General features: G+C 34.4%; 24 protein-coding genes. 3 read left to right on the top strand and 21 right to left on the bottom strand.

Going from position 1 to position 26,067, the window contains the following annotated elements:
• The first annotated feature begins 40 nt into the window (after positions 1-40).
• A complete protein-coding gene (locus BM296_RS02730) occupies positions 41-511 on the top strand; it encodes a CYTH domain-containing protein (protein WP_091901274.1) in 471 nt (156 codons plus the stop codon).
• A gap of 17 nt (positions 512-528) precedes the next feature.
• Here the strand turns inward: BM296_RS02730 and BM296_RS02725 are convergent, their stop codons facing one another.
• The 21 genes from BM296_RS02725 to BM296_RS02625 form a co-directional block, all read right to left on the bottom strand.
• Positions 529-1,107, bottom strand: coding sequence for a TetR/AcrR family transcriptional regulator (locus BM296_RS02725; protein ID WP_091901272.1), 579 nt, complete (start codon positions 1,105-1,107; stop codon positions 529-531).
• Positions 1,108-1,125: 18 nt separating this feature from the next.
• The gene (locus tag BM296_RS02720; RefSeq protein ID WP_091901270.1) at positions 1,126-2,529 is read right to left on the bottom strand and encodes a TolC family protein; all 1,404 of its coding nucleotides are present in this window, start codon (positions 2,527-2,529) and stop codon (positions 1,126-1,128) included.
• A 7-nt stretch (positions 2,530-2,536) separates the two neighbouring features.
• On the bottom strand, positions 2,537-5,683 hold the full coding sequence (locus BM296_RS02715; RefSeq protein WP_091901268.1) for an efflux RND transporter permease subunit: 3,147 nt from the start codon (positions 5,681-5,683) through the stop codon (positions 2,537-2,539).
• 37 nt (positions 5,684-5,720) lie between these two features.
• The gene (locus BM296_RS02710; RefSeq protein WP_091901266.1) at positions 5,721-6,806 is read right to left on the bottom strand and encodes an efflux RND transporter periplasmic adaptor subunit; all 1,086 of its coding nucleotides are present in this window, start codon (positions 6,804-6,806) and stop codon (positions 5,721-5,723) included.
• 101 nt (positions 6,807-6,907) lie between these two features.
• Positions 6,908-7,387 (bottom strand): GbsR/MarR family transcriptional regulator, encoded by a 480-nt coding sequence (locus BM296_RS02705; RefSeq protein WP_027065696.1) that lies wholly within the window; start codon positions 7,385-7,387, stop codon positions 6,908-6,910.
• Positions 7,388-7,567: 180 nt separating this feature from the next.
• A complete protein-coding gene (locus BM296_RS02700) occupies positions 7,568-8,029 on the bottom strand; it encodes a hypothetical protein (protein WP_091901264.1) in 462 nt (153 codons plus the stop codon).
• Positions 8,030-8,078: 49 nt separating this feature from the next.
• Entirely contained in the window at positions 8,079-8,474 is a 396-nt protein-coding gene (locus tag BM296_RS02695; RefSeq protein WP_091901262.1) for a hypothetical protein, read from the bottom strand.
• Positions 8,475-8,483: 9 nt separating this feature from the next.
• Positions 8,484-9,503, bottom strand: a complete 1,020-nt coding sequence (pheS, locus tag BM296_RS02690) for a phenylalanine--tRNA ligase subunit alpha (protein WP_091901260.1) — start codon at positions 9,501-9,503, stop codon at positions 8,484-8,486.
• 71 nt (positions 9,504-9,574) lie between these two features.
• Positions 9,575-11,449, bottom strand: coding sequence for a SulP family inorganic anion transporter (locus tag BM296_RS02685; protein ID WP_091901257.1), 1,875 nt, complete (start codon positions 11,447-11,449; stop codon positions 9,575-9,577).
• A 166-nt stretch (positions 11,450-11,615) separates the two neighbouring features.
• Positions 11,616-12,245, bottom strand: a complete 630-nt coding sequence (locus BM296_RS02680; RefSeq protein ID WP_027065700.1) for a carbonic anhydrase family protein — start codon at positions 12,243-12,245, stop codon at positions 11,616-11,618.
• Between the two features lie 16 nt (positions 12,246-12,261).
• Positions 12,262-13,089: a universal stress protein gene (locus tag BM296_RS02675; protein ID WP_091901254.1), complete on the bottom strand. Its 828-nt coding sequence runs from the start codon at positions 13,087-13,089 to the stop codon at positions 12,262-12,264.
• A 39-nt stretch (positions 13,090-13,128) separates the two neighbouring features.
• On the bottom strand, positions 13,129-14,721 hold the full coding sequence (locus BM296_RS02670) for a SulP family inorganic anion transporter (RefSeq protein ID WP_091901252.1): 1,593 nt from the start codon (positions 14,719-14,721) through the stop codon (positions 13,129-13,131).
• A gap of 72 nt (positions 14,722-14,793) precedes the next feature.
• Positions 14,794-15,087 (bottom strand): hypothetical protein, encoded by a 294-nt coding sequence (locus tag BM296_RS02665; RefSeq protein ID WP_027065703.1) that lies wholly within the window; start codon positions 15,085-15,087, stop codon positions 14,794-14,796.
• 58 nt (positions 15,088-15,145) lie between these two features.
• Positions 15,146-15,907, bottom strand: coding sequence for a tetratricopeptide repeat protein (locus tag BM296_RS02660; RefSeq protein ID WP_036145879.1), 762 nt, complete (start codon positions 15,905-15,907; stop codon positions 15,146-15,148).
• Between the two features lie 2 nt (positions 15,908-15,909).
• A complete protein-coding gene (locus BM296_RS02655) occupies positions 15,910-17,634 on the bottom strand; it encodes a BatD family protein (protein WP_091901251.1) in 1,725 nt (574 codons plus the stop codon).
• A gap of 59 nt (positions 17,635-17,693) precedes the next feature.
• Positions 17,694-18,557 carry a tetratricopeptide repeat protein gene (locus BM296_RS02650; protein WP_091902932.1) on the bottom strand — a complete coding sequence of 288 codons (864 nt, stop codon included), beginning with the start codon at positions 18,555-18,557 and terminating at the stop codon, positions 17,694-17,696.
• Entirely contained in the window at positions 18,550-19,596 is a 1,047-nt protein-coding gene (locus tag BM296_RS02645) for a VWA domain-containing protein (protein WP_091901249.1), read from the bottom strand. The genes BM296_RS02650 and BM296_RS02645 overlap by 8 nt, the downstream gene beginning before the upstream one ends.
• Before the next feature lies 1 nt (position 19,597).
• Positions 19,598-20,596, bottom strand: a complete 999-nt coding sequence (locus BM296_RS02640) for a vWA domain-containing protein (RefSeq protein WP_091901247.1) — start codon at positions 20,594-20,596, stop codon at positions 19,598-19,600.
• Positions 20,597-22,258, bottom strand: a complete 1,662-nt coding sequence (locus BM296_RS02635) for a hypothetical protein (RefSeq protein ID WP_091901244.1) — start codon at positions 22,256-22,258, stop codon at positions 20,597-20,599. It lies immediately after the preceding gene.
• A gap of 5 nt (positions 22,259-22,263) precedes the next feature.
• Positions 22,264-23,130 carry a DUF58 domain-containing protein gene (locus BM296_RS02630; RefSeq protein ID WP_091901242.1) on the bottom strand — a complete coding sequence of 289 codons (867 nt, stop codon included), beginning with the start codon at positions 23,128-23,130 and terminating at the stop codon, positions 22,264-22,266.
• 96 nt (positions 23,131-23,226) lie between these two features.
• Positions 23,227-24,228 (bottom strand): AAA family ATPase, encoded by a 1,002-nt coding sequence (locus BM296_RS02625; protein WP_027065711.1) that lies wholly within the window; start codon positions 24,226-24,228, stop codon positions 23,227-23,229.
• A gap of 171 nt (positions 24,229-24,399) precedes the next feature.
• Between BM296_RS02625 and BM296_RS02620 the strand changes: the two genes are divergently transcribed.
• Both BM296_RS02620 and BM296_RS02615 read left to right on the top strand, forming a co-directional pair.
• Positions 24,400-25,263, top strand: coding sequence for an aldo/keto reductase (locus BM296_RS02620; RefSeq protein WP_091901240.1), 864 nt, complete (start codon positions 24,400-24,402; stop codon positions 25,261-25,263).
• Positions 25,264-25,275: 12 nt separating this feature from the next.
• Positions 25,276-26,028 (top strand): SDR family NAD(P)-dependent oxidoreductase, encoded by a 753-nt coding sequence (locus BM296_RS02615; protein WP_091901238.1) that lies wholly within the window; start codon positions 25,276-25,278, stop codon positions 26,026-26,028.
• Positions 26,029-26,067 lie beyond the last annotated feature (39 nt).

Below are 26,067 nucleotides of genomic sequence, written 5' to 3'. Positions count from 1 at the left end.
GACTTATCTTAGTTTAAGTATAGAAGTTTTACCCATTGATATGATAGAAATAGAACGTAAATTTTTAGTAAAATCTGAAGCTTATAAAGCTAGAGCAAGAACTAAAACACGAATTGTTCAAGGTTTTTTAAATACGGATCCTAACAGAACGGTTAGAGTACGAATAAAGGGAGATATAGGGTATATAACCGTTAAAGGGAAATCTAACGATACCGGTACATCTAGGTTTGAATGGGAAAAAGAAATATCTGTAGAAGAAGCAGATGCATTATTGAAATTGTGTGAAAAAGGGATTTTAGAAAAATCCAGATATGAAATTCCTTTGGGTGATCATGTATATGAGGTTGATGAATTTTACGGAGATAATCAAGGATTAACAGTTGCTGAAATAGAATTGAATTCTGAAAACGAATTGTTTGCCAAACCAGATTGGTTAGGCAAAGAAGTTACTGGAGAGGTGAAATATTACAACTCTCAATTGAGTAAAAATCCTTTTATTAACTGGGAGTAAATTAAAAAAGGGGGTAATCAATTAGCTCTTTTAATACCCTTTAATGGTACAATAATTAAATGTTCTAATAATTCTTCTGTAGTATAACTATCAAAGAAGTCTCGGTTTGGTAAAAGTATCTCATTGATTCGCAGTAGAAATAATTCGCAAATCAGTTTTATATTAATGTTGCTTCTTAATTGGCCGTTATTCTTAGCTTCTTGTAAAAGGTCAAGAACATAAGTCCAAACTATGGCTTTAACAAAATCATCATATGATTTATAAGCAATAGGATAATACTTCTTAAGGCTAATTAAAAAATTAGGACTTAAGTTTCTTAGTTCTTTAAGTCCTACGCTATAAATATGAATAATTTTGGTAAACGGGTCAGATGATGACTCAGGTAATTGAAAAAAACCACTCATTTTCTCATGAGTGTTATTAAGTAAAAGTGTAACGCTTTCTTGGACTAAATTGTTTTTGTTTTCAAACAATTCGTACAACGTTTTCTTAGAGATGCCAAGGGTCTCAGCAACATCATCCATTCCGACCCTTTTGCATCCATACTTAGAGAAAAGCGTTAAAGCTAACGCTACACATTCACTTTTTTTCTGCATTTTAACAATATCAAAAGCCTATTGCCATCCACCGCCAAGAGAGCGATATAATTCAACTGTAGCTGATAATTGAGAGAATTTGTTGTTTACTAAATTTAACTCAGCATTTAAAGAATTCTCTCTTGCAGTTAACAAATCTAAATAGGTTAGGTAACCACTATTCAACAATTCTTCAGAATTACTTTCGGCTCTTTTTAATGCCGATACTTGTTTAGAGATATATGCCTCTTTTTCAATAGAAATATTGTAATCATATAAAGCTTCAGAAACTTCTTTTCCGGCACTTAAAAGCGCTTTTTTAAAGCTTAACAAAGATTGTTCTTGTTGAACTTGAGCAACTTCATAAGCCGTTCTAATTTTTCTGCCATTAAATATTGGCTGTGTTAAACCACCAACCAGATTAGCGAATATTGAACTAGAATCTATCCAATTATCAAGATCTAAACTTTGAAATCCGCCTTGTGCAGATAACGTTATAGATGGGTAAAAGTTACTTCTAGCAACGTTCGTTAATTCAAAACTATTTACTAAGCTATATTCCGCCTGCATAATATCAGGTCTGTTTCGAAGTAAAAGAGCAGGTACACCTAATTGCATTTCGTTAGCTAAAGACTGCTCGTCTAGTGAACTGCGCTCGTAAGTTTGTGGTTCTTCACTTAATAAAATGCTCAAGGTATTTTCCGCTTGATAAAGTAGATTTTTAAGGTCTAACAATTGACTTTGAGCACTATATAGTTGTGCTGCAGTTTGGTCAACACCAACCTGATTTGCTTGTCCCGCCTCTTTCAACGCAGAAATCGTTTCTAAACTTTTAGAACGGTTTTCAATTGTTTCTTCAGTAACGGAAATTTGTTTGTCTAAAGCCAATATCTGATAATAAGTAGTAGCAATTTGCGCCACTAAACTAGTTTTTACAGCTTTATGTGCCGCTACTGTTTGTAAGTAACTTGCATCACTAGCACGTTTGGTACTTCTAATTTTCCCCCAAATATCTGCTTCCCAAGAAGCTGTGCCAGAGGTTTCATACTGATTAAAAGGCTGAGTGAAAAAACTACCAAACTGTCCGTTTTCACTTGTTCTGGCGGTTCTAGTTGCACTTGCGGCACCGCTTATAGTTGGTAAATAACCAGCTTTTCCTTGTTTAACATAAGCCTCTGCAGCCGCAATGCTCTGAAGAGCAATGCGAATGTCAAGGTTGTTTTCTAATCCTTTTTGAATATATGTCTTCAAATAAGAATCTGTAAAAAGGTCTTGGTAGGAAACCGAAGCGAAAGAAACACTGTCCTGAGGCAGATTATCTGTTCTGTAAAGATTTTCGGTTTCTACAATTGGTCGTTCATATGTTTTAGCGGTAAAACAAGACTGCAACAAAAGTGGCAGAAAGGCGACCAATATAATTTTATTAGATACTAATTTATTCATGATTTCTTTAGTTCTTAGATTCTTCAATAGCTTCTTGTGGAGCACCAGTAATACGTTCTTGCATAGTTTGGAAAATAACATACAATGCCGGTATAACGAATACACCAAATATGGTACCTATTAACATACCACCAACAGCACTCATACCAATAGAACGGTTACCTACAGCACCAATACCAGATGATAGTGCCAACGGCATTAAACCAAGTATAAAGGCAAATGAGGTCATTAAAATTGGTCTAAGCCTTGCTTTTGCACCATCTATGGCAGAGTCAATAATAGACATACCATGTTTTCTACGTTGCAATGCAAACTCTACAATAAGAATGGCATTTTTAGAAAGCAAACCAATAAGCATGATCAATGCAATCTGGAAATAAATGTTATTTTCAAGTCCTGCCATGCTTACGAAACCAATAGCGCCTGCAATACCTACCGGTAATGAAAGTAAAATTGCTAATGGTAAAATATACGATTCGTACTGGGCACTTAGTAAGAAGTACACAAATACCAAACTCAATATAAATATCATGATAGTTTGGCTACCCGCACTATTTTCTTCTTTAGTAAGACCAGAATATTCAAACGTATAATTGTTTGGTAATACTTCGGCGGCTACTTCTTCGATTGCCTTAATTGCGTCCCCTGTAGAATAGCCAGGGTTCATTGCCCCGTTAATTTTTACAGAACTCAAAAGGTTAAATCTACTTACCACTTCAGGACCATATATTTTCTTTAACGATACAAACTGTGATACAGCGACAGATTCTCCATTGGCGTTTGTAACAAAAATATGATTCAATGAATTTTCATCTGCTCTATCTTCTGGCTTAGCTTGGATCATAACACGATATTGCTTACCAAACTTGTTGAAGTCTGTTGTATACAATCCTCCATAGTATCCTTGCATGGCACTGAAAACATCGGTAACCGCTAAACCTGCCATTTTTGTTTTTTCAACATCTACATCTAACTCATACTGAGGGAAATTGGCGTTGAAGTTTGTAATAGCATATTGTACCTCAGGTCTTGCATTAATAGCACCTAAGAATTCATTGGTAACTTTATTGACTGTTTGCCAATCATCAGCATCTTTACTTTGCAAGTTCATTTCAAAACCGGTAGAGTTACCAAAACCACGAACACTTGGCGGAGTAAAGAAGAATATTTTTGCATCTTTCAATCCGGCTGTTTTAGCAAATAGGCTTCCTATCACTTCTTGAACAGATTCTCCTTCTCCTTCTCTTTCGCCCCAATCTTTAAGACGAAGCACAGAGAACCCGTAAGAACCACCGTTTACACTGTTCAAAATACTGAAACCTGTAATATTCATACGTGCTTCAATGATATCCATAGATTGGTAGATAGAATCTAATTTCTTTACCGTTTTCTGTGTTTGTTCTAAAGTGGTACCAGGAGGCATTGTAACATCCGCAAATACAATAGCTTTATCCTCATTTGGAATAAAACCTGTAGGTGTTGATTGGAACAGCAAAAAGGCTATTACTCCAAAGACAGCAAGAGATACCCATGTTATCCATTTTCTTTTGGTAATGAATTTTACAGAACCAATATACTTATCTGTAACAGCATCAAAACCTGTATTGAAAGCTGAGAAGAAACGTTTTACAACGCTTTTTTTCTTTTCTTCGGAGTTATGATGTGGTTTCAACAAAAGTGCAGCCAAAGCCGGACTCAAAGTCAATGCATTTACAGCAGAAATAAGAATTGCGATTGCTAATGTTATACCAAATTGTTGGTAGAACACACCAGATGAACCACTAATGAATGATACCGGAATAAATACTGCCGACATAACCAAGGTGATGGAAATTATAGCACCTGATATTTCTGACATTGCAGATTTAGTTGCCGTTTTTGCATTGGTAGCACCTTCTTCCATCTTGGCATGTACCGCTTCGACAACTACAATGGCATCATCTACCACAATACCAATTGCTAGTATCATTGCGAACAAAGTCAACATGTTAATTGAAAATCCAAATAAGGATAAGAAGAAAAACGTACCAACAATTGCCACCGGAACGGCAATAGCAGGAATTAAAGTAGATCTGAAATCTTGAAGGAATATGAAAACCACTAAGAAAACTAATAAGAATGCTTCTATTAATGTTTGTACAACATGCTCTATAGATGCGCTTAAGAAATCTTTAGTGTTATAAGGAATTACATAATCCAATCCTTTAGGAAAATCTTGACTACTCTCATCTAGTATAGTCTGAATTTCATCAATTATGGCATTTGCATTTGAACCTGAAGTTTGAAAAATACCAACTGCAGTACCGGGTTTACCCATACCTTCGTTCTTGGTACCATAATTAAAGGCACCTAATTCAACTTCGGCAACATCTTTTAAGCGTAAGAATTGACCATTTTCCTGAGCTCTAATAATAATGTTCTCATATTCAGCTTCATCAGAAAGACGACCTTTATATTTTAATACATATTCATAAACACCATCGGCATTCTCGCCAATTTTACCAGTAGCCGCTTCAAGGTTTTGTTCATTAAGTGCAGCTTGTATATCTGATGGCATAAGTTTGTAAGCAGCCATCTTTTCAGGATTTAACCATATACGCATAGAGTAATCTTTTGCACCAAAAACGGTTACATTACCAACACCCTCAATACGTTGAAGCTTAGGTACAAGATTAATTCTAGCATAGTTTTCTACAAAAGTTGCATCATATTCATCATTATCTGAGAACAGAGAAAAGAATAACAATGCACTAGTTTGAGATTTTTGGGTAATAACACCAGTTTGCACAACTGCTTGTGGCAAAACACTATTTGCTCTGGCAACTCTATTTTGAACGTTTACAGCAGCAATATCTGGATCTGTACCTAATTTAAAAAAGACATTTATGGTTGCAGCACCATCATTACTGGCATTAGAGGTCATATACAACATATCTTCAACACCGTTGATCTGCTCTTCTAATGGTATAACAACACTTTTAAGTACGGTCTCTGCATTGGCACCCGTATAAGTACTTGTTACTTGCACCGTTGGCGGTGCTATTTCTGGATATTCTTCAATAGGTAAGGTTGATAAACCTAAAATACCTAGGATGACTATAATAATCGATATAACCGTAGAAAGTACGGGACGATCTATAAATTTTTGAAACATTGTTCTTTATTTATATGTTATGTTTATTGGCGGATGCTTACTTAACCGGATTAATGGTCATTCCGTCCCTTAATTTAGAAACCCCTTCTAAAACGATAGTTGTTCCCTCATCAATTCCATTTTCAACAATAAATCCTTTTTGCGTAGTAGTGATGATATTTAATGGCATTGTAGTTACTGTATTATCATCTTTAACCACGTAAACTAATTTTTTACCTTGAAGGTCAATAGTTGCTGTTTGTGGAATTTCATAAGCGCCATTATAAACTGTTGGTATTTTTATTTTACCAGTACTACCGCTACTTAGTAAATTACTTTTATTGTCAAAATCTGCCCTTGCAGTTACACTACCAGTTGTACTATTAATAATAGTATTGATCATTGCAATTTTTCCTTGCTCAGCATATTCTTCACCATTGATCATAATAAGCGAAACCTTTGGAGCTTTTTCTAAGTCCATAACATTTTTGTCATTTTTAGGCATAGCTTCTTTTAGCTTCAATAACTCTTTTTCATTCATAGAAAAATAAGCACGAACTTCACTAACATCAGATACCGTAGTTAACGGTTGACTCATAGCAGAACTTACCAAAGCACCAATTTTATAGGGAATTTCTCCAATATAACCGTCTACCGGACTAGTGATACGTGAGTAACCAATATTAGAAGCTACACTTTGGTAGCTAGCTTTTGCTTGCTCTAATTGTGCTTTTGCGGTTTCTAATTGTACACTACTGATGATGTTTTTTTCAACCAGTGGCTTTAATTTGTCAACTTCTACTTGAGCTACGTTAACAGATGCTTTGGCTGCATTAGCATCTTGGTTTAAAGTTTGTGTCTCTAGTTTAAAAAGTAATTGCCCTTTTTTAATTTTCTGACCTTCCTCAACATATACTTCTTGTACAAAGCCAGAAACTTTAGGCCAAATTTCTACATTTTGCTTTCCTTCAAGTGTGGTAGAAAATTCGTTGTAAACGGTTAAATCCTGTTTGTTTAATTGGGCAACTTTTAAGCTTGGTGGAGGAGGTGCTGCTGCTCCTTGTGCCGGATTTTCAGATGACCCAAAGCAGGAACTCAAAAGAAGAGTCGCACTTAAAATTGCTATAATTGATAACTTTCTCATTTTAGATGGATGTTTATATGTATTAAATAGTTGTTTGTACTTGTTAAGGTTTTGTTAATTCTGAATGTTCGGTTTAAAACGAACTAAATGATTAAATTTTTTTAAAGTAGCTTTTTTAATGCTTCAATAGTGTCTTGGTATGTTTTTTCATTTTGACTAAGACATTCTAAATAAGCTTCTATTTTTGGCTTATTAGATGCATACTTTTCAGGATTATACTTTTGATCATATTCAGCAACCGTTTGTATCATTTTAGATTCTTTTGCTGCTTTTTTAAGTGCTTGTTCAAGTTTCTTAATGAAAAATGTGCTTTTATCCGATATCTTAAAATACCTTCTTCTATCTCCAGATTTAGTGAAATAGGTAATCATACCTAACTGAAGCAACAAATTGAGTGATGTTGAAATAGAGCTTTTACTTGCTCCTCTTTTTGTAAGACAATCATCAAATGTAAGTCCAACCTCTTCGGTTACTACAAGATTTCCAAATATTCTTGCTGCTAATGGAGGTAAATTATATTCGGCTTCAAAGTGAACTCCAAGCTCCTCTATTAACCTTTGTTTATTTTCTTCTTTTTCCATAATTCGCAAATTGAAGGGACAAAGGTATGATTAGTTCGGTTACAAACAAACCAAAAGAACTTAAAAATTGTTAAAGTATTGAAATATAGAAGAATCGAAGTTGTTGTAGAATACCGTTAAACAGCTATTTAGCCCTATATCTCTACTATTTATAGGAGTTTAGAAATGGAATAATTTTAGTTATTTGACTACAGTAATTTTAAAAAAATCATCATTCTCGTTAGCCAGTATCTCATGATCGGCACCATTATAAGTAGCATTTTGAACTGAATAATAGGGACCGCAGCATACAGAGGTTTGGTTCAACTCAACCAAATTGAGATTTAACGTATCAATTTCAGATTCTGAAAATCGTATGGTATAAATGCTTTCTCCACTTTTATTTTCAACTATAAAATTTAGAAAATCGTTAGAGTTAAAGGGTATTAAATCTATTTCAGATTCATTAGTAGTTATTGATATTTCTGAAATGGCATAGGTACCGTTAGTTATCAAATTATTACGTTGATTATCGATCAACTCAACAGAAAATAATTGTCCAACTGCACAATCAACTAAAGAACAATCTGTTCCTTCCTGAGAAACGTCACAGGCATTGTTTAAAATAATGATGAATAATAAGATTACAATTTTAAGCTTCATGTTTTATTTACTAGATAGCCGCATGACGCATAGGTTGCTTTTTAAAACCTTATTTAGCCAAAATGCCCTCTTTATCGATCAATTGAATGTTAATCAAGTTATTTTCTGTCACGGTATTCTTTTCGAACACAAAGCGTTTTTCGTGCAATTTATTATCCGCATAAAATGTAACAAAAAATTCATTGTCCAAAGCGAGTAGGTCCTCTTGAACAACTTCAATTTTCTTGTAAGATTTAGATTCAAGATCACCAATAGCGTGTCTCATTATTGACGTTTTGCGTTCACCATCATAACCTTTGGATACTACCATGGTCAATTCAATAGGTGTATTACGATCATTTATGATATAGGCATTCCAGTCTTTATCTAAAAATTCTTCGTTCCATTCTCTAATAATGGCAACATGAACATCTTTGACAACAGGTATTTCAATATCTTTTTTCACAAAGTGATTTTAAAGGGCACTTCTAAATTGCTCTAGAAAACGTAAATCATTTTCGCTCAATAAACGAATATCTGAAATTTGATGCAGTAAAAGTGCAATACGGTCAATACCCATCCCAAAGGCAAATCCGGAATATATATCTGGGTCTATACCACAGTTCTTAAGTACGTTGGGGTCTACCATACCGCAGCCCATAATCTCTAACCAACCGGTACCTTTGGTCATTTTATAATCTGTTTCAGTTTCCAGTCCCCAATAAACATCTACTTCTGCACTTGGTTCTGTAAAAGGAAAATAAGAAGGTCTAAGCCTAATTTTGGATTTCCCAAAAAGTTCTGTCGTAAAATATTGTAGTGTTTGTTTTAAATCTGCAAACGAAACATCCTTGTCAATATAAAGCCCTTCTACTTGATGAAAGAAACAGTGAGATCTAGCGGAAATAGCCTCATTCCTATAAACTCTACCAGGTGAAATGGTTCTTATGGGAGGTTGGTTGTTTTCCATGTAGCGTACTTGTACCGATGAGGTGTGTGTACGTAATAAGATATCTGGATCTGTTTGAACAAAGAAAGTATCTTGCATATCTCTTGCAGGATGGTATTCTGGAAGATTTAAAGCAGTAAAGTTATGCCAGTCATCTTCAATTTCAGGTCCTTCAGAAACGTTGAAGCCAATTCTAGAGAAAATGTCAATGATTTTATTCTTAACAATAGAAATAGGATGACGCGCTCCTAATTCAATAGGATTTCCAGGTCTGGTTAAATCGCCATATACCTGTTCATCCGTATGATTATTTTCTAAAACCTCTTTTAAAGATTCTACTTTTTCCGTTGCAGCTTGTTTAAGTTCGTTTATGGTTTGCCCGAACTCTTTTTTCTGGTCATTAGGCACATTCTTAAACTCCGCAAAGAAGTCATTAAGAATACCCTTTTTACCCAAATATTTAATTCTAAACGTTTCAACGGCTTCTAAATTATCAGCTGTGAACGATGCTACTTCAGAGATTTGTTCCTTTATCTTATCAATCATGAATGTTGATTAAAGCCCCAAATTTAAAACTTTTAAAAGAGGTATGATATGTTTTTATTGGTTTTGATGGTTTAACTAGTAACGAATTTGTCTTTTACGTTAGATTTAACCCATACTAAACACTCATCAAATGTATCAAAAATATGTTCTTCTGGTATTAATTGAGGTATTACCCCAACACGTTCCATCATATAACGAGGCTGTTTTAATACTTCAACAAAAAGTATGTTAATCCCAGATTTCCTAAGGCTAATTAAAACATCTTCAAGAGTATATAGACCAGATTGATCCATGTACTGCATTCTACCCATTCTTATAATTACGGTAGATGCCGTTTCAGGTATTTGATCTGCCATTTGTTGAAACTCACTAGTAGATCCAAAAAATAACGGTCCTTTCAAATGCTTAATAAATACTTCTTCTTGTAGACTTTTAGGAAACGCAGCTTCATCTGGCCAGTTTACTTCTTTTTCTAATGATTTTACATCTGATCGTTCTGCTGTTAAATCGCCCATTTTCTTCATAAACATTAAAGAAGCAATTACTAGACCTACACCAACTGCGTAAACCAAGTTCCAAACAGAAGAAAGTACCAGAACTACAAGCATTATAACTACCTCAGAGCTAAATTTAATAGGTCCTAAGCTCATATCTTTTGGTAAACTTGGAATTGCCTTTAAACCTTTATAATCCATAACACCAATACCTACCGTAACTAAAATACCGGCTAGTACCGCAGCAGGAATTTGAGAAGCAATAGGGCCAAGAGCTAGAAGTACAATCAGTAGTAGAACACCGGCAACCATACCAGATAATTTTGTTTTACCACCTGCATTAATATTTACAACAGTACGTATAGTAGCTCCTGCGCCTGGTATTCCACCAAATATTGCAGCAATACTGTTACCAATACCTTGACCAACTAATTCTTTGTTTGGCTTGTGTTTGGTTTTGGTCATGTTATCTGCAACTACAGAAGTTAAAAGTGAATCTATGGCACCAAGTAATGCTAACGTAAGAGCGGTAAATACATATGGAGTTACGGAACTTAATTGAAATTGGGTAAATATGCCAAGGTTAGGCATAGGAAAACCGCTTGGTATTTGTTCTATTGGTCTATAGTCTAAGCCAAATCCATAAGCCACACCAGACACCACAATTAGTGCAACCAAAGCACTTGGAATTGTAGTGGTTATTTTTTTGAAACCATAAATGATGGCAATGGTAGAAAGGGCAAGAATTAATTCGAGCCAATTAATGTTTTTAAGTGCTCTTGGTAATACTTTAATAGCACCTATTACCCCAGATGCTTCAGATTTAGCTAATGTTTGAGCCTCTTTCATCATATCGGCTTCCGTTATTCCTTCAGCACGAGAGATAGTCTCCTTAAAATCCTCTAAAACTAATATACCTTCACCAGCTTCTTCTTTTAAGATATTATCTAGAATAATCTCTTCGGCCATAGGTTTGTATAGGTTTACAAACTCAGCATCTTCTTTTGGGTAATACCCAATAGCCGGTAAAATTTGTGTAACTAAAATTATAACACCAATAGCTGTCATAAAACCAGATACTACCGGGTAAGGAATATATCTAATGTATTTTCCAATACCCAAAAGGCCTAAGCCAATTTGCATTAATCCCGCTAAAAGAAAAACTATTAAAATTGCAGGTAGGGCTTTTTCAAGACTACCATCGTTCATGGCAACAATACCGGCTATTACCACCATACTCACAGCAGTCATTGGTGCTGTAGGTCCAGATATTTGTGTACTGGTTCCGCCAAAAAGTGCTGCAAAAAAACTTATAAAAATAGCACCATAAAGTCCGGCACTAGGTCCTAAACCTGAGCTAACCCCAAACGCAAGTGCTAAAGGTAAAGCAACAATACCCGCTGTAATACCGCCAAATAAATCTCCTCTGAAATTTGAAAATAAATTCTTCATAATTTAAAATAATGAATTTTAATGAGATAGAGTCACAATAATTAGAAGTGATTCTACTCGTGTTTAATTAATAAATTTTCGTTGGCTGCGAATAATTGATTGATTTCCCTTAAGTATAGAGCCGATGGTTTAACATCGGCTCTATTTGTGTTATGTACTGTTGATTCTAGTTGTAAAAATCAACGGCACCAGTAGCGATATCATACATAGCTCCCACTATCATGACTTCACCATTTTCTTCCATTTCTGCTAATACCGGACTTTGTTTTCTGATATTGTCAATAGTTAATTCAACATTTTTTGCTGAAACACTATCTACGAAATCTAAGTTTTTTGAATTTCGTAAGCTTTCATCGGTCGGTTCTTTAACAGCATCTACAGCTGGCTCTATTTTTTTGATAAGCGCAGTTAAATTACCTAACCTGGCATGGTCACAAGCACCTTTTATAGCACCACAACTTGTATGGCCTAAAACAACAATTAAATTGGTGCCAGCTAATTTGCAACCAAATTCCATACTTCCAAGTATGTCTTCGTTTACAAAATTACCAGCTATTCTAACACTAAAGATATCTCCAAGTCCTTGGTCAAAAACTAGTTCTGCAGAAACTCTTGAATCTATACAGCTTAATATAGTAGCGAAAGGAAATTGACCTTCGCTAGTGTCATTTACTTGCTCTAAAAGGTTACGATTAGCTTTTAGGTTATTCTGAAATCTTTGATTTCCTTCTTTTAAGAAATCTAATGATTTCTTAGGAGTCATCGTTGATTGTGTTTCTTTAGTATGTGCTTTCATATTTTTTTATAATTATTTACAATGTATAATTTGTTTGGCCCATTAGTATTAGAGGAACATTAAGATTATTGATGATGTCGTTAATATTAGTGGGCATAGAAAGAGATTTGTTTTTAGAATCTCCCTTATTTTGTGATCTATTGATGCAAAGTAGATTAATATTATTGATAGCTACATAGTTTGATATATTCTTTATAGAATTATCGTTACTATCAAATACAAATTCAATCTCCTTTCTTTCTTTTGACACTTTTGTTTTATCTGAAGTGTCAGCATTCTTTAATATTCTAAATGATTTTAAAGGCTTTTGCGAATGTAAAAGTAAATTTTCTGTCAGTGAAGCTATTGATGTCTCTTCGTCACCACTTAATACACCTAAAGATAAATCTTTGTCGATGTTAAGAACTTGATTTTCATCAGACAAAAAAACAGGTCCATTATGCTTTTTAAGTACAAACGGAATAAGATTGTCTCCAAGGATGTTAAATACCTTAGATTTTCTTTTTCCTAATACTATAAAATCTGGCTTTTCCTTTTCAATGTAATTGGCTATTTCATTTTTAAGATTTCCAATAGTACAAGAATAGGTTAATGGTACACCAAAATCTTTGGAATATGTTGTGACGATAGAATTTATATCGTTATCCATATCTCTATATTCACTATTCAAAGAACGTATTGCTGAAAGATGGCTGTCTTCAGTAACTACTTCTGTCGCTTTCTTAACATGGAAAATGGCTATTTCTCCATTGAGCATCTTAGCTAGGCTAAGCGTACTTTTAAGTGTATTTCCCAAAGATTTTTTCAAATCTGAGAAAACAACGATTTTATATTTTTTACTCATTTTTGTTTTTTTTAGTTGATTGAATATAATCCCAATCTGTTAGCTTAAGCTCAATTTAGATTTTGGGCGTTCCTCAAAGAATCCTATAAAACTTGGCGGATTTTCAACAACACCTCTCTTTGAAATTAACTTAATATCTATGTTTCTCTCTGATGCCTTAAGCCTGAAATCTTCTAAAATCTCAACGATATCATAATCCAAATACCTGGTCTTTAAAATGTCTAATTCTAAATACGTATCTCTTGGAAGATTGTCTAGTTCTTTAAGAATAGCACCTTTATTGAAAAAGGTTACTTCTTCTGCCAAAGACATTTTTATCTTATGCTTACCATTACTATTATCTTCAATATGTAGAAAATGCGAGTTTTGATAGCTTTTTAAAAGAATTACTACAATACCTACGGCAAGACCTAAACTAATACCGATTAATAAATCTGTAAAAACGATACCGAATACCGTTACGAAAAAAGGCACGGATTGTTTCCAACCTAATTGATACATTTTTACAAATAACGCTGGCTTCGCTAGTTTATAACCTACAATAAATAATATGGCTGCTAAAACTGATAGCGGAATCATATTTAATAGTGTAGGAATTAAAATAACAGAAATCAGTAATAGAAAACCATGAATTATTGCTGAAAGCTTAGTTCTACCATTAGATTGTATGTTAGCAGAACTACGAACAATAACTTGTGTAATAGGCAGACCACCTATTAAACCAGATACGATATTACCAGCACCTTGCGCAAGCAATTCTCTGTTAGTTGGCGTAACATTTTTATGTGGATCTAATTTATCTGTTGCTTCAACACAAAGTAAAGTTTCTAAACTAGCTACCAAAGCAATGGTAAAAGCTGTTACCCAAACTTGCGGATTTGTGATGGCACTAAAATTAGGAAAGCTAAACTGACCTATAAAAGAGGCTGCATCTTTAGGAACAGGTACACTAACCAAATGCTCAGATGAAATAGCAAATATTTCACTGTTTTGTGTAACAATAAAGAATATGATACCAACTGCAACAGCTACTAAAGGACCTTGTACAAGTTGAAATATTTTTCCTTTTTTAGAAAGAACTTTATCCCATAATAAAAGAATGGCCATACCTATAACGGCAACAAGAGTTGCACCAGGACTAATATTATTTATGGTATTGAAAATTTCTGAAAAGGTATTTTCCCCATCAACTTGAAAGAAAGCCCAATCGCCTTCTGGATCAGGATCATAACCGAAGAAATGAGGTATTTGCTTAAGAATTATGATGATACCAATACCGGTAAGCATACCTTTAATTACAGAAGAAGGAAAATAATATCCTATGACACCTGCTTTTAAAATTCCGAAAATAATTTGAATAATACCACCTAATACAACGGCTACCAAGAAATTTTCATAACCACCTAAAGCACCTATTGCGGTTAATACAATTGCGGCTAAACCAGCTGCAGGACCACTTACTCCAATTTTGGAACCACTAAGTGCGCCAACAAAAATACCACCAACAATACCAGCAATTAATCCTGAAAATAAAGGTGCGCCACTAGCTAATGCTATACCAAGACATAATGGTAGGGCTACAAAGAATACAACGATACTCGCAGGAATATCGCTCTTAATATGTTTAAACATGTATAAAAAGTTTATGTCCCAAAGTTATTTTGGAACAGATTAGTTAATTGATATAAAATAAAAAAGAAGAAATTAACTAATGTAGTCGGGAGGAGGAGATGGAACTTCTAATGACAGATCTATATAGCCTATCATGCTGAAGTTGCTGATTATAGAATTTTCAAAAATGGCTGCTATTGAAAAATCTAATAAACTTTCTTTAACAAACTTTTCTTCGCCCATAGATTTTTTACCAGTCTCTTGCTCTTCTTCGTTAAGATTGGTAATTACAATTGGGTTCTCAACATCGCATAAAGTTACTATGCTTGGTGCAGTAACTGCAAAAAGCCATAATAACAAAAGAATAATGCGTGCAAAAAATTTCATATACTAAAATCGAGCGGTAAAGATAGTTTGCAAAGGTTTAAAAACTGTTAACAAATTTCTAAAAATCCTTCAACATTTTTAGTTCTTCTTTTTGAATCCAACCAGTCTTTCCGTCTGCTAATTTAATTTTTTTCCATGAATCTAATTGATCTAGAACATTCACTTTTGTTCCTGCATGAATTAAAAATACTTGAGCGCTAGTATCGTTTGGTTCAGATTTAATAACGCTTTCCTCTGCAAATATAATTGCAGGTTGGTATTGGTCAAAATCATTTCGTTGTATGTAGGCAAAAAGAATTGAGATAATGCAAAGAAATAGGGCAACTATACTACCAATAAACGTAAACCTTTTTCTAGTGGAAAAATTAGAATAGTAAAATAGGATATAAAATAGTACAAAAAGGAGCATAAACCCTATAGCTGTATAAGCCCATTGGTCAAAAGTTAATTTACCGGTTATATTTTTATATAATCTAGACAAACCCGTTTCTGGCATAGTATCTATTGCATCTATGGTCATATTTTGGGCATAACTTAAATTCGTTTTTATCTCCTTGTCATTTGGGGATAACAACAACGCTTTTTCGTAATAATATATACTCTCGGCAATATTATTAAGCTTATAGTAAGAATTTCCGAGGTTATAATACACTGCAGCCGAATGCTTTTCGTTCGTTAAAATATTCTCGTAATAACTTATAGCTTTTTCATATTCACCGGCATTGTATGCTTCAGTTGCTTGCTCAAATAATTGATTGTTCTGAGCAGCACAAAGAACCGCTGTAAAGAGGATAATAAGTGTAGTTAGCTTTTTGAACATACCTATAATTGTTTATCCATTTTAGAGATTACTTCACTTGCCTTATCATAATCTGCCTGCATTTGTACGTTAGAAAAAGGGCTATATCTGGCAGATTCACAATTTTTAAGAAGGTCGATGAAACTGTTTACGGTAGCATCGTCTATCTGTTTTTCTGTAAGCAGTTCCGTAATTTTATCTTTACTGAATTCAGAAGTTTCAATCTTTAACTTTGCTTTCAAATAGTTATGTAGCGCTCGCTCTAGGGCAACGTAAAAAGATTCTTTGTTTCCAAGTTCTTTTTTAGCGGCGGATAGATACTTACGGGCTAGTTTGTTCGCCTTTCTAATTTTATTACCTACAACATCACCGGCTAAGGAGTCTCTTCTTTTTCTAAATACTATAGCTAAAGGAATTAATAGTAGTGGACACAACAGCCAAATATAGAATGAAGTGGATCCAAAAAAGTATGATACAGATTTGCTTGTTAAGTCAGGATTCAATTTTATAAAATTAAATTGATCTCCACTGGTAATTATAGACTGTTTTTGAGTATTTGAATTTTGTTCGGCATTAGCAGATGCACTTAGTGGACCTTCTAAAACATTTATAACAATTTCGTCTGATGTTAAGGTGGTGTATTTCCCGGTAGACGGATTGAAATAACTAAAATTTAAAGGTGAAATAGGATATTTACCTCTAAATGAAGGCACAATGGTATATTGGTTGCTCACCTTGCCCTGCATACCTGCTAAAGTTGTTCTTACACCTTCTGTGAATTCAGGCTCGTAAACCTCTAACGCACTTGGTAATTCCAATTCAGGAAGCTTAAATAATTTAAGATTTCCTTTTCCACTTACCTCTACGGTTGCTTGTAAAGATTCTGAAGCATTTAAGCTTGTTTTGCTCGTTGTTACTGAAAAATCAAAATCACCTACAGCACCGTTGAAATCAGCAGGCTGGTTTTCTAAAGGCAAAGGCTTTACATTAATTGTTCTTTTACCTGCAGATACGGTTTTGTTAGTTTGGTCATACATTCTTTGACCAAAGAAATTTCGTCTGTTAGAAGGTACGTCTACGGTAACATCAAGAGAAAGAGGTTCAATATCTAGTTTGCCTGATTTCTGCGGATAAAGAACAACGCGTTTTAATATTACATAACGATAAGGTTTGCCTTTGTAAGTGCCATTTTGTGCACTAAGGGCATTTACTTTAATGTCTTGACTCCAGAAGTTATTATATGTTGGATTATCTAGCGGTTGATAGTTTGATACACTTATGTTAGGGCTAACGTATAGCTTATAAATTACAGTTATGGCTTCATTCAAATACGGATTCGTTTTTGAAATTTCAGCAACTAAATGTAGATTTTCATCTGCCACATCATCAGCGGTCATCTGATCGCTAGGTTTATCTACAGCAGCGGTAACTTCAACTTCCTTAGCTAATGATTTATAAGTTTCTCCACCAATAACAATAGAAGCTTGCTTAATAGTGAATTTACCTCTTGAAGTAGGAGCTAGTGTATAAGAATAAGATTTGGAATAACTTCTAACACCATTTATCCAAGAAGAACTAATGGATTGTGATGGTCCCATAACTACTTTAAATCCGGTAAAATCCGGAGGGTTAAAATTATCGCCATCACGGTTCATGATAAAATCTACGCGTAATCTTTCGTTTAAACCAAGCTTTGGTTTGCTCAATTTCATTTCAAAAGTTACGGTATCACTATCTTGTCCCATCATCAATATTGATGATAGAAAAATGGTTATAAGTAACCCAAGTTTTGTTATGGACTTAAAGTCTACCAATCCTTTTCGTTTTTAATTTTAGCACCTTTTACTTTTTTTGCATCTATTTTATCTTGAACCTTTTTTTCTGCATTTTGCATGGCTCTCAATAGATTTTCAACTTGTTGCTTAGAAAGTTGATTTGGTCTAGGTTGTTGTTGCTCTTGCTCGTTATCACCTTCGCCTTGTTCTGGCTTTTTCTTTTGATCAGACTTGTTATCTCCTTCGCCTTCTTTATTGTCGTCTTTCTTTTCTTCATCTTTATCGCCTTCATCACCCTTGTCACCTTCGTCTCCCTGATCTTTTTTATCCTCGTTTTCTCCTTCGTCCTTTTTGTCCTGATCTTTATCCTCGTCTTGATCTTTGTCCTTATCCTTATCCTTATCGTCTTGATCCTGTTTGTTATCGTCTTGGTCTTTTTTAAGGAGTTCTTTCGCCAAAGCTAAGTTGTAGCGAGTTTCTTCATCTGTAGGATCATTACGCAAAGCTTCCTTATAAGCTTCAACAGCTTTAGCATAGTCTTTACGTTTCATGAAAACATTACCCATATTATGATAGGCTTTGTGTTTATCAGCTTTTGAAGTAGATGCTTCGCCAGCTTCTTTAAATCTTCCAAAAGCTTCGTTGTACGTTTCGTTTTCGTAATAGGCGTTTCCTAAATTATAGGGAGCTGCACTATTTTCTCCACTTTTAGCAATTGCTTTTCTATAATCTACTTCTGCTGCAACAAAATTATCTTCTGATAATGCCTTGTTAGCATCCCACGTAAGGTTTGTAGATGATTTTAATGCCTTTTCTTTTTCCTTCTCGTCAACTTCTTGAGCAAAAGATGATAAGCAAGCAAAAACCAAAAGTAAAATTGCGCTAATTTTATTCATTTCTTTTCTCATTGAACAAATTGAGTTTTTTTAACCAGCTCGTCTTGCGGTCCAAGATAAATATATCTAAAAAAAGAAGCAACAATGCCCCACCGATAAACCATTGAAACTGATCTTTATATTCTGCGAATTGTTTGGCTTCAAATTCCTTCTTGTCCATTTTTAACAACTCCTCCTTAATAAATTCTACTGCTACATCTGTATTAGAACCATCTATATATTGCCCTTCTCCCTCATTAGCGATATCAACCAAAATACTTTCATTTAATTTGGTAATAACGGTTTCGCCTTGACTATCCTTTTTTAAGCTTTCTAAAATTCCGTTTCTCTTAATTGGTATGGGAGCTCCTTTTTCTTTACCAACACCAATAGTGTAAATTATAATTCCTTCATCAACAGCATCCTCTACAGCATCTAAAGTTGAGCCTTCAGAATGGTCTTCACCATCAGAAATTATGAACAAAACACGATTAGTCTGTTCAGCATCATCATAAAAGGTAGTAGCCAATTCTATTGCTTGATCAATGGCTGTACCTTGTGACGTTAGCATATCTGTATTCATGCCTTGCAAGAACATTTTTGCTGCGCCATAATCTGTGGTAATCGGTAATTGAGGGTATGCTTGCCCGGCATAGGCAATGATACCAATACGGTCACTTGCTAATTGATTTATAATTTCAGAAACCAATCTTTTAGCTTTTTCCAATCTGTTTGGTGCAATATCTTCCGCTAGCATACTTTTACTAACATCTACTGCAAAAACGATATCAACTCCCTCTCTCTTTACGGTTTCTAATTTTGTCCCTATTTTAGGGTTAACCAAGCCAATAATTAATAACGCCAATGCAAGGATGAAAACAATTAATTTTATACCTGCTTTGTTATATGAACGGTTTGGAGTTAACCTTTTTAGAAGATCGGTATTTGCAAACTTCTTTTGGGTTCTCTTTTTCCATACCAATACCAATAGATACAACACCACTATCACTGGAATGATAATGAGCAAATAGAAATATAATGTTTCGTCGTACTGTATCATATTATACAAAGCTTCTAAATAGCGTATTTCTTAAAATCCATTCTAACAACAGCAATATTCCCGCCAATAAAATCCAAGGTCTAAATTTCTCTTCGTAGCGGTAGTATTTAAATTCTTCTACCTCTGTTTTTTCTAGTTTATTGATTTCGTCATAGATTTCCTCTAAAGATTCATTATCAGTAGCTCTAAAATACTTTCCACCGGTAGCGGTAGCAATATCTTTTAATAGGTTTTCGTCTATCTCAACTTGTCGCATTCCATATCTAAAAGAACCATCAGGATTGTATTGAATAGGTGTTAAGGCATTACCATTTGTACCGATACCAATAGTGTAGGTTTTAATTCCAAATTCAATAGCAAGATCTGCAGCAGTTTGTGGTTCAATAAAACCGGAGTTGTTTACACCATCTGTCAATAGAATAATAATTTTACTTTTAGCCTTACTTTCCTTTAAACGGTTAACCGAAGTGGCTAACCCCATACCTATTGCGGTACCATCATCTAATTGCCCGTAACTAATTTCTGAAAGCGCGTTAAGTACAATTGACTTGTCTGTAGTAATAGGTGTTTTTGTGTAACCTTCACCTGCATAAACAACAAGACCTATACGATCATTTGGTCTTTCTTTAATAAAATCTGCAGCTACTTCTTTTAATGCAGAAAGTCTATTTGGCTTTAAATCTCGTGCTAACATACTAGAAGACACATCTATTGCCATAACAATGTCAATACCTTTAGTGGTCTTAGATCGTGTAGAAATATCTTCTGTTTGTGGTCTTGCCAATGCTACAATAATAGCACCTAACGCCAACAATCTTAAAAGGAATAAACCTGGTTTTAGTTTTGGTAAAATGCTATTGTAACTGAATCCTTTGGCGCTAGAAATTCGTAGAGATGCAGTTTGCTCTTTTTGTTTAAAGATATACCACACAATTGCCAATGGCAGTAATAGGAACAGCCAAAAGAAATCAGGATTTGCAAATGATATATTATCGAACATTTATAATTCTGTTTTAACTTCTACCGATGCTAAAATTCGGTCTACTATTTCTTGAGCGTAGTTATCGTCTTCTAACCAAGTTAGAATAATGTATTGCTGAAAACCTTTGCCACCAAAAAGTAGTACGGTATATTCACCTTCCGTTAATTTTTTTGCACCAGGTGCTATAAACTGACCACTTCCATAAACTTTTAGACCTTTAACCCCGCTTATGGTACTAAATTCTTCTTGTTTTGTAATGATGTTTTTTGCGCCTTGACTTTCAAAATTCGATAGAATTTGCTCAATTGTTTTTTCAAAATCGGGTTCAACATCTTGTTGTGTTAGAGTAATGGAAGTAGTACCAATATTAAAAAGACCAATTGGACTTGCATATTGAAACGCTTGTATATCTGCTATTGCAGCTTTTGCCTCTGCAGGTAGTTTTATTTTTTGACGTATTAATACTTGTGGAGTCTCTAATTGTATAGGAGGGAAACCGTAGCTGCTACGAATCCATTCTCCTTCTAATAATTCTTTTGTTGGATGACCAAGAACAGTATCTTTCATGTAGCCAAACCCAAATTTGACCCCAGCAATAGTAATGCCTATAAGTATCACGGCAATAGTGGATATTATGGCAATTTTAATTTTCTTCTTTTTAGCTCTACGCTCTAATTCTTCTTGGTATTCTGCTTGTTCCAGTAATTCCTCTTCTGTAGGTTCTGGTAAAGCTTCATGAGTTTTTTCTACAATCTGTTCTACCAGTTTTCTATCTTGTTCTGCAACGGTAGTAGATGGTTTGTTCTTAGCGAATTTCACCAAATCTGCCGTCTGTAGTATTTGTTGAAATTGTTTGATGGTATCATCATCCAATTTCAATTCACCGGCATCTTTTAAGAGTTCCAATTTCTCAATTAATTGTCCGGTAGTACTTTCTAATGCTGTTACATGCGCATCTTCTTCTAGATAAGAACGTACAATGGTGGTTAATTCAGAGTAGTATTGTTTGTATTCATCTTGTATTAAGTATTTAGAATTTTCTAAACGCTTAAGTTCAAGTAAGGCTCTATCATAAGGAGGTAACAGGGCTACTTTTTCCTCTTCTGTCAACGGTTTTTTACGGAATACGAACCAATATAATAATCCCCCTAAAATAGATAGGATTAAAAGACCTATAAGTAAGTAGGTCCAAAAATCGTAGTTACTTTTCTCAACATTAATAAGTGGCTTAATGTCATACATTTTCTGATTTAGTGTGTCTACGGGAATAGTAGCCACATTAATCAACATAGAATCGGTCATAAAACCTGTTCCATTAATATCAATACGTTGAGACGGTAACTTGTATGCGCCAGAATCGAACTGGGTTAGGGCATATATTTTTTGAAGTGTTAGTCTATCTTTTTTTCTTGTGGTATCTGTCGCAAAAGCTTCTACAGTTTCTAAAGGGGAAAATGTTTGTCCTTCAGGGAAAATAACAAAGTCGGTAGAATCTATATCAACAGTAACGGTCCATTGAACTTGCTCGCCAATTTTTATGAAAGTAGTGTCAACCTTCGTAGAGATATTTGGGCGTTCTTGCGCAGATAGCTCAAAAATGAACAGTAGAAATACGAATAAGGGTGATATTCGTTTTATGAACGAAGCACCATTTTCAATTATTCTATTTATATAAATCATTCGTATCAACCTCTTCTTTTAAAATAGCCCAATAATTTTTTAACGTAACTTTCGTCTACTCTACAATCTAAAACCCCACATCCAGATTTCGTGAAAGACTCTTTGAAATAAGTTACACGTTCTCTGTGAAATTCTGCATACGCATTTCTTACTTTTTTAGACGCGGTATTTACCAATTGTAATTTTCCTGTTTCGGCATCTTGCATTTGAACCATCCCTAAATTTGGGATAGATTCTTCTCGTTCATCATAAATACGAATACCGGTTAAATCATGTCTTCTTCCGGTAATTTTCAAGGTTTTTTCATATCCTTCATCAATAAAATCGGAAAGGACAAAGACAATGGCTTTCTTTTTCATGACGCTGCTCAAGAATTTTAATGCTTGGGCTATATCTGTTTTATTGCTTTTTGGTTTAAACTCTAGTAATTCTCTAATGATACGTAAAGCGTGAGTCTTCCCTTTTTTAGGCGGAATAAAAAGCTCTATCTGATCAGAGAATAAAACGATACCTACCTTATCATTGTTTTTTAGTGCACTAAACGCTAAGGTTGCCGATATTTCTGTTACTATATCATTTTTAAATTGATTAGTGGTACCAAATAATTCTGAACCACTAATATCTACCACAAGCATCATGGTTAATTCTCGCTCCTCTTCAAAAACTTTTATATAAGGCTCACTATAGCGGGCGGTAACATTCCAATCAATATTTCTTACATCATCCCCAAATTGGTACTGGCGTACTTCACTAAACGTCATACCACGACCTTTAAAGGTAGAGTGGTATTCCCCACCAAATATATGGTCAGAAAGACGTCTCGTCTTTATTTCTATTTTCCGTACTTTTTTGAGTAGCTCTTTGGTATCCATTTTTATAGTAAACAGTTTACAGTCTCTGTTTCAGTAAATCATATTTAGCATTTAGTAATAAAATATATTACGAGCGATAAATATTAAGAACTGAATTTAAGGTACTTCGATCTCGTTTACAATTTTGTTGATGATATCAACAGAGGTAATATTTTCAGCTTCGGCCTCGTAGGTAATTCCTATTCTATGTCTTAAAACATCATGTACAATAGCTCGTACATCTTCAGGAACAACGTAGCCCCTTCTTTTAATGAAGGCATAACATTTTGCAGCGACACCTAAATTGATACTTCCCCTTGGCGAAGCACCAAAACTGATTAAAGGTTTTAAGCTTTCTAAATTATATTTTTCAGGATATCTAGTAGCGAAGACAATATCAAGAATATATTTTTCGATTTTTTCGTCCATATATACTTCACGTACCGCTTTCTGTGCGCTTAGTATTTGTTCTATAGATACCACAGCATTTACGGTCTCATAGTTACCCAATAAATTTTGGCGCATTATTAATTGCTCCTCATTAATTTTTGGATAATCGATAACCGTTTTCAACATAAAACGGTCAACCTGTGCTTCCGGAAGTGGATAGGTTCCTTCTTGCTCTACCGGGTTTTGAGTAGCCATCACTAGAAAAGGCTTGTCAAGAATAAAAGTTTCGTCACCAATAGTAACTTGCTTTTCTTGCATTGCCTCTAATAATGCAGACTGCACTTTTGCTGGTGCACGGTTAATCTCATCCGCAAGAACAAAATTGGCGAAAATTGGACCTTTCTTAATAGAGAAGTCGTTTAATTTCATGTTATAGATCAACGTACCTACAACATCTGCAGGAAGCAAATCTGGTGTAAACTGTATTCTACTAAAACTACCTTTAACAGCTTTTGAAAGCGTATTAATGGCTAAGGTTTTTGCTAGACCGGGAACACCTTCTAATAAGATATGCCCTTGCCCTAAAAGACCAATTAGTAATCGTTCTACCATATACTTTTGGCCAACGATTACCTTATTCATTTCAAGCATCAGTAAATCGATAAAAGCACTTTCGCGAGCAATCTTCTCATTTACGGCACTAATGTCAATTGAAGTATTTTCTTCCATTTAAAACTTTATATTATTGATTGTTAAGGCTTCTAATTTTAACAGTCATGCAAATTGAAAATTTATTCATTCAGTCGCTGTTAATGATAGGTTAAAAAATTGGAAAACCCCTTATTTTTATGAAGGTTTTAAGGGATTTCTTTTTAATTTCATTAATCAAATAACAATATATTGAAATATTCTAGAATTATTGCAGGAACTATGACCTGGGGCAAATGGGGGAAACAACATTCTGCAGCTGAAATGATAGCGTTGATGAATCATTGTGTGGAAAATAATATTACCACTTTTGATCATGCCGATATTTATGGTGATTATACAAACGAAGAAGATTTTGGCAAAGCGTTCAATAAGAGTGGTATAAAGAGAGAAAATATTCAGCTGATCAGTAAATGCGGGATTCAATTTGATGTAAAAGAAAGATCCAATAGGGTAAAGCATTATGATTACGATAAGGATTATATTATCTCATCTGTAGAAAGGTCTTTAAAAATGCTACAGACAGATTACTTAGATTTACTTTTATTACATAGACCAAGCCCGTTGATGAATCCTTCAGAAATTGCAGAGGCTGTAGATAAGTTAAGTGAGGATGGGAAAATTAGACAATTTGGAGTGTCTAATTTTACTCCGTCTCAAATACAACTTATAGAAAAGGAAGTTCAGGTAGAAGCCAATCAAGTGGAGTTTTCGTTATCTTCTAATGCAGTTATGAACGATGGTACTTTAGATGATTGCATAACTTATGATAGGTTAGCAATGAGCTGGAGTCCTCTTGGAAGTTATTTTAGAGAAGAATCTAAGGCAAATGATAGAATTAAAAAGGTTTTAGTGGAGCTTACTAAAAAATATGATGCTACAGAAGATCAGCTTTTATTGGCTTGGGTTTTAAAACACCCGTCAAATGTGCATCCTGTTGTTGGTACGGCGACACCAAAACGTTTAAAAATGGCGATGGAGGCAGTAGCCATTAATTTAGAATTACAAGATTGGTTTCTGATGTTAGAAGCTAACGAAGGGCATGAAGTTGCATAATTAATTGATAAAATGACAAAAACAGCATTCATTACAGGAGCTACAAGCGGAATTGGAAAATCAACAGCAATTCATTTTGCAATTAACGGAATCAACTTGGTTTTGTGTGGTAGACGACAAGATCGGTTAGATGCTTTAAAAGAAGAGCTTGGTAAAGAGGTACAAGTACATATCTTAAATTTTGATATTCGAGATAAAGAATCAGTAAAAGAGGCTATAGATTCCTTACCAAAAGAATTTTCCCAAATAGATATTTTAATTAATAATGCCGGTAATGCCCATGGTTTAGATACCATACAAGATGGTAGTTTAGATGATTGGGATGCTATGTTAGATATAAACGTGAAGGGATTACTTTATGTTTCAAAAGCATTAATTCCAAAAATGATTGCTCAAAAATGTGGTCATATTATAAATATTGGCTCTACCGCAGGTAAGGAAGTCTACCCAAAAGGAAATGTATATTGTGCCAGTAAGCATGCTGTAGATGCAATTAACCAGGGTATGCGTATAGATTTAAATGGAACAGGTATTCGTGTTGGGGCGGTAAACCCAGGTTTAGTTGAAACAGAATTTAGTAATGTTCGTTTTAAAGGAGATGAAGATAGGGCAGAGAATGTCTACAAAGGATTTCAACCTTTAAAACCAGAAGATATAGCAGATATAATTTACTTTGTAGTTACTAGACCATACCATGTAAATATTGCGGATTTAGTTGTTATGCCAACCGCACAAGCATCTTCAACTATTGTAAATAAATCTTAGTCTTCCCACATATTGCAAACCTTTAAAGAGCTAAATATT

This window comes from Maribacter stanieri (genome assembly GCF_900112245.1).
GTDB lineage: Bacteria > Bacteroidota > Bacteroidia > Flavobacteriales > Flavobacteriaceae > Maribacter > Maribacter stanieri.
The sequence above is the reverse complement of the archived record's forward strand: the minus strand, read 5'-3'. Positions and strand labels throughout refer to the sequence as shown.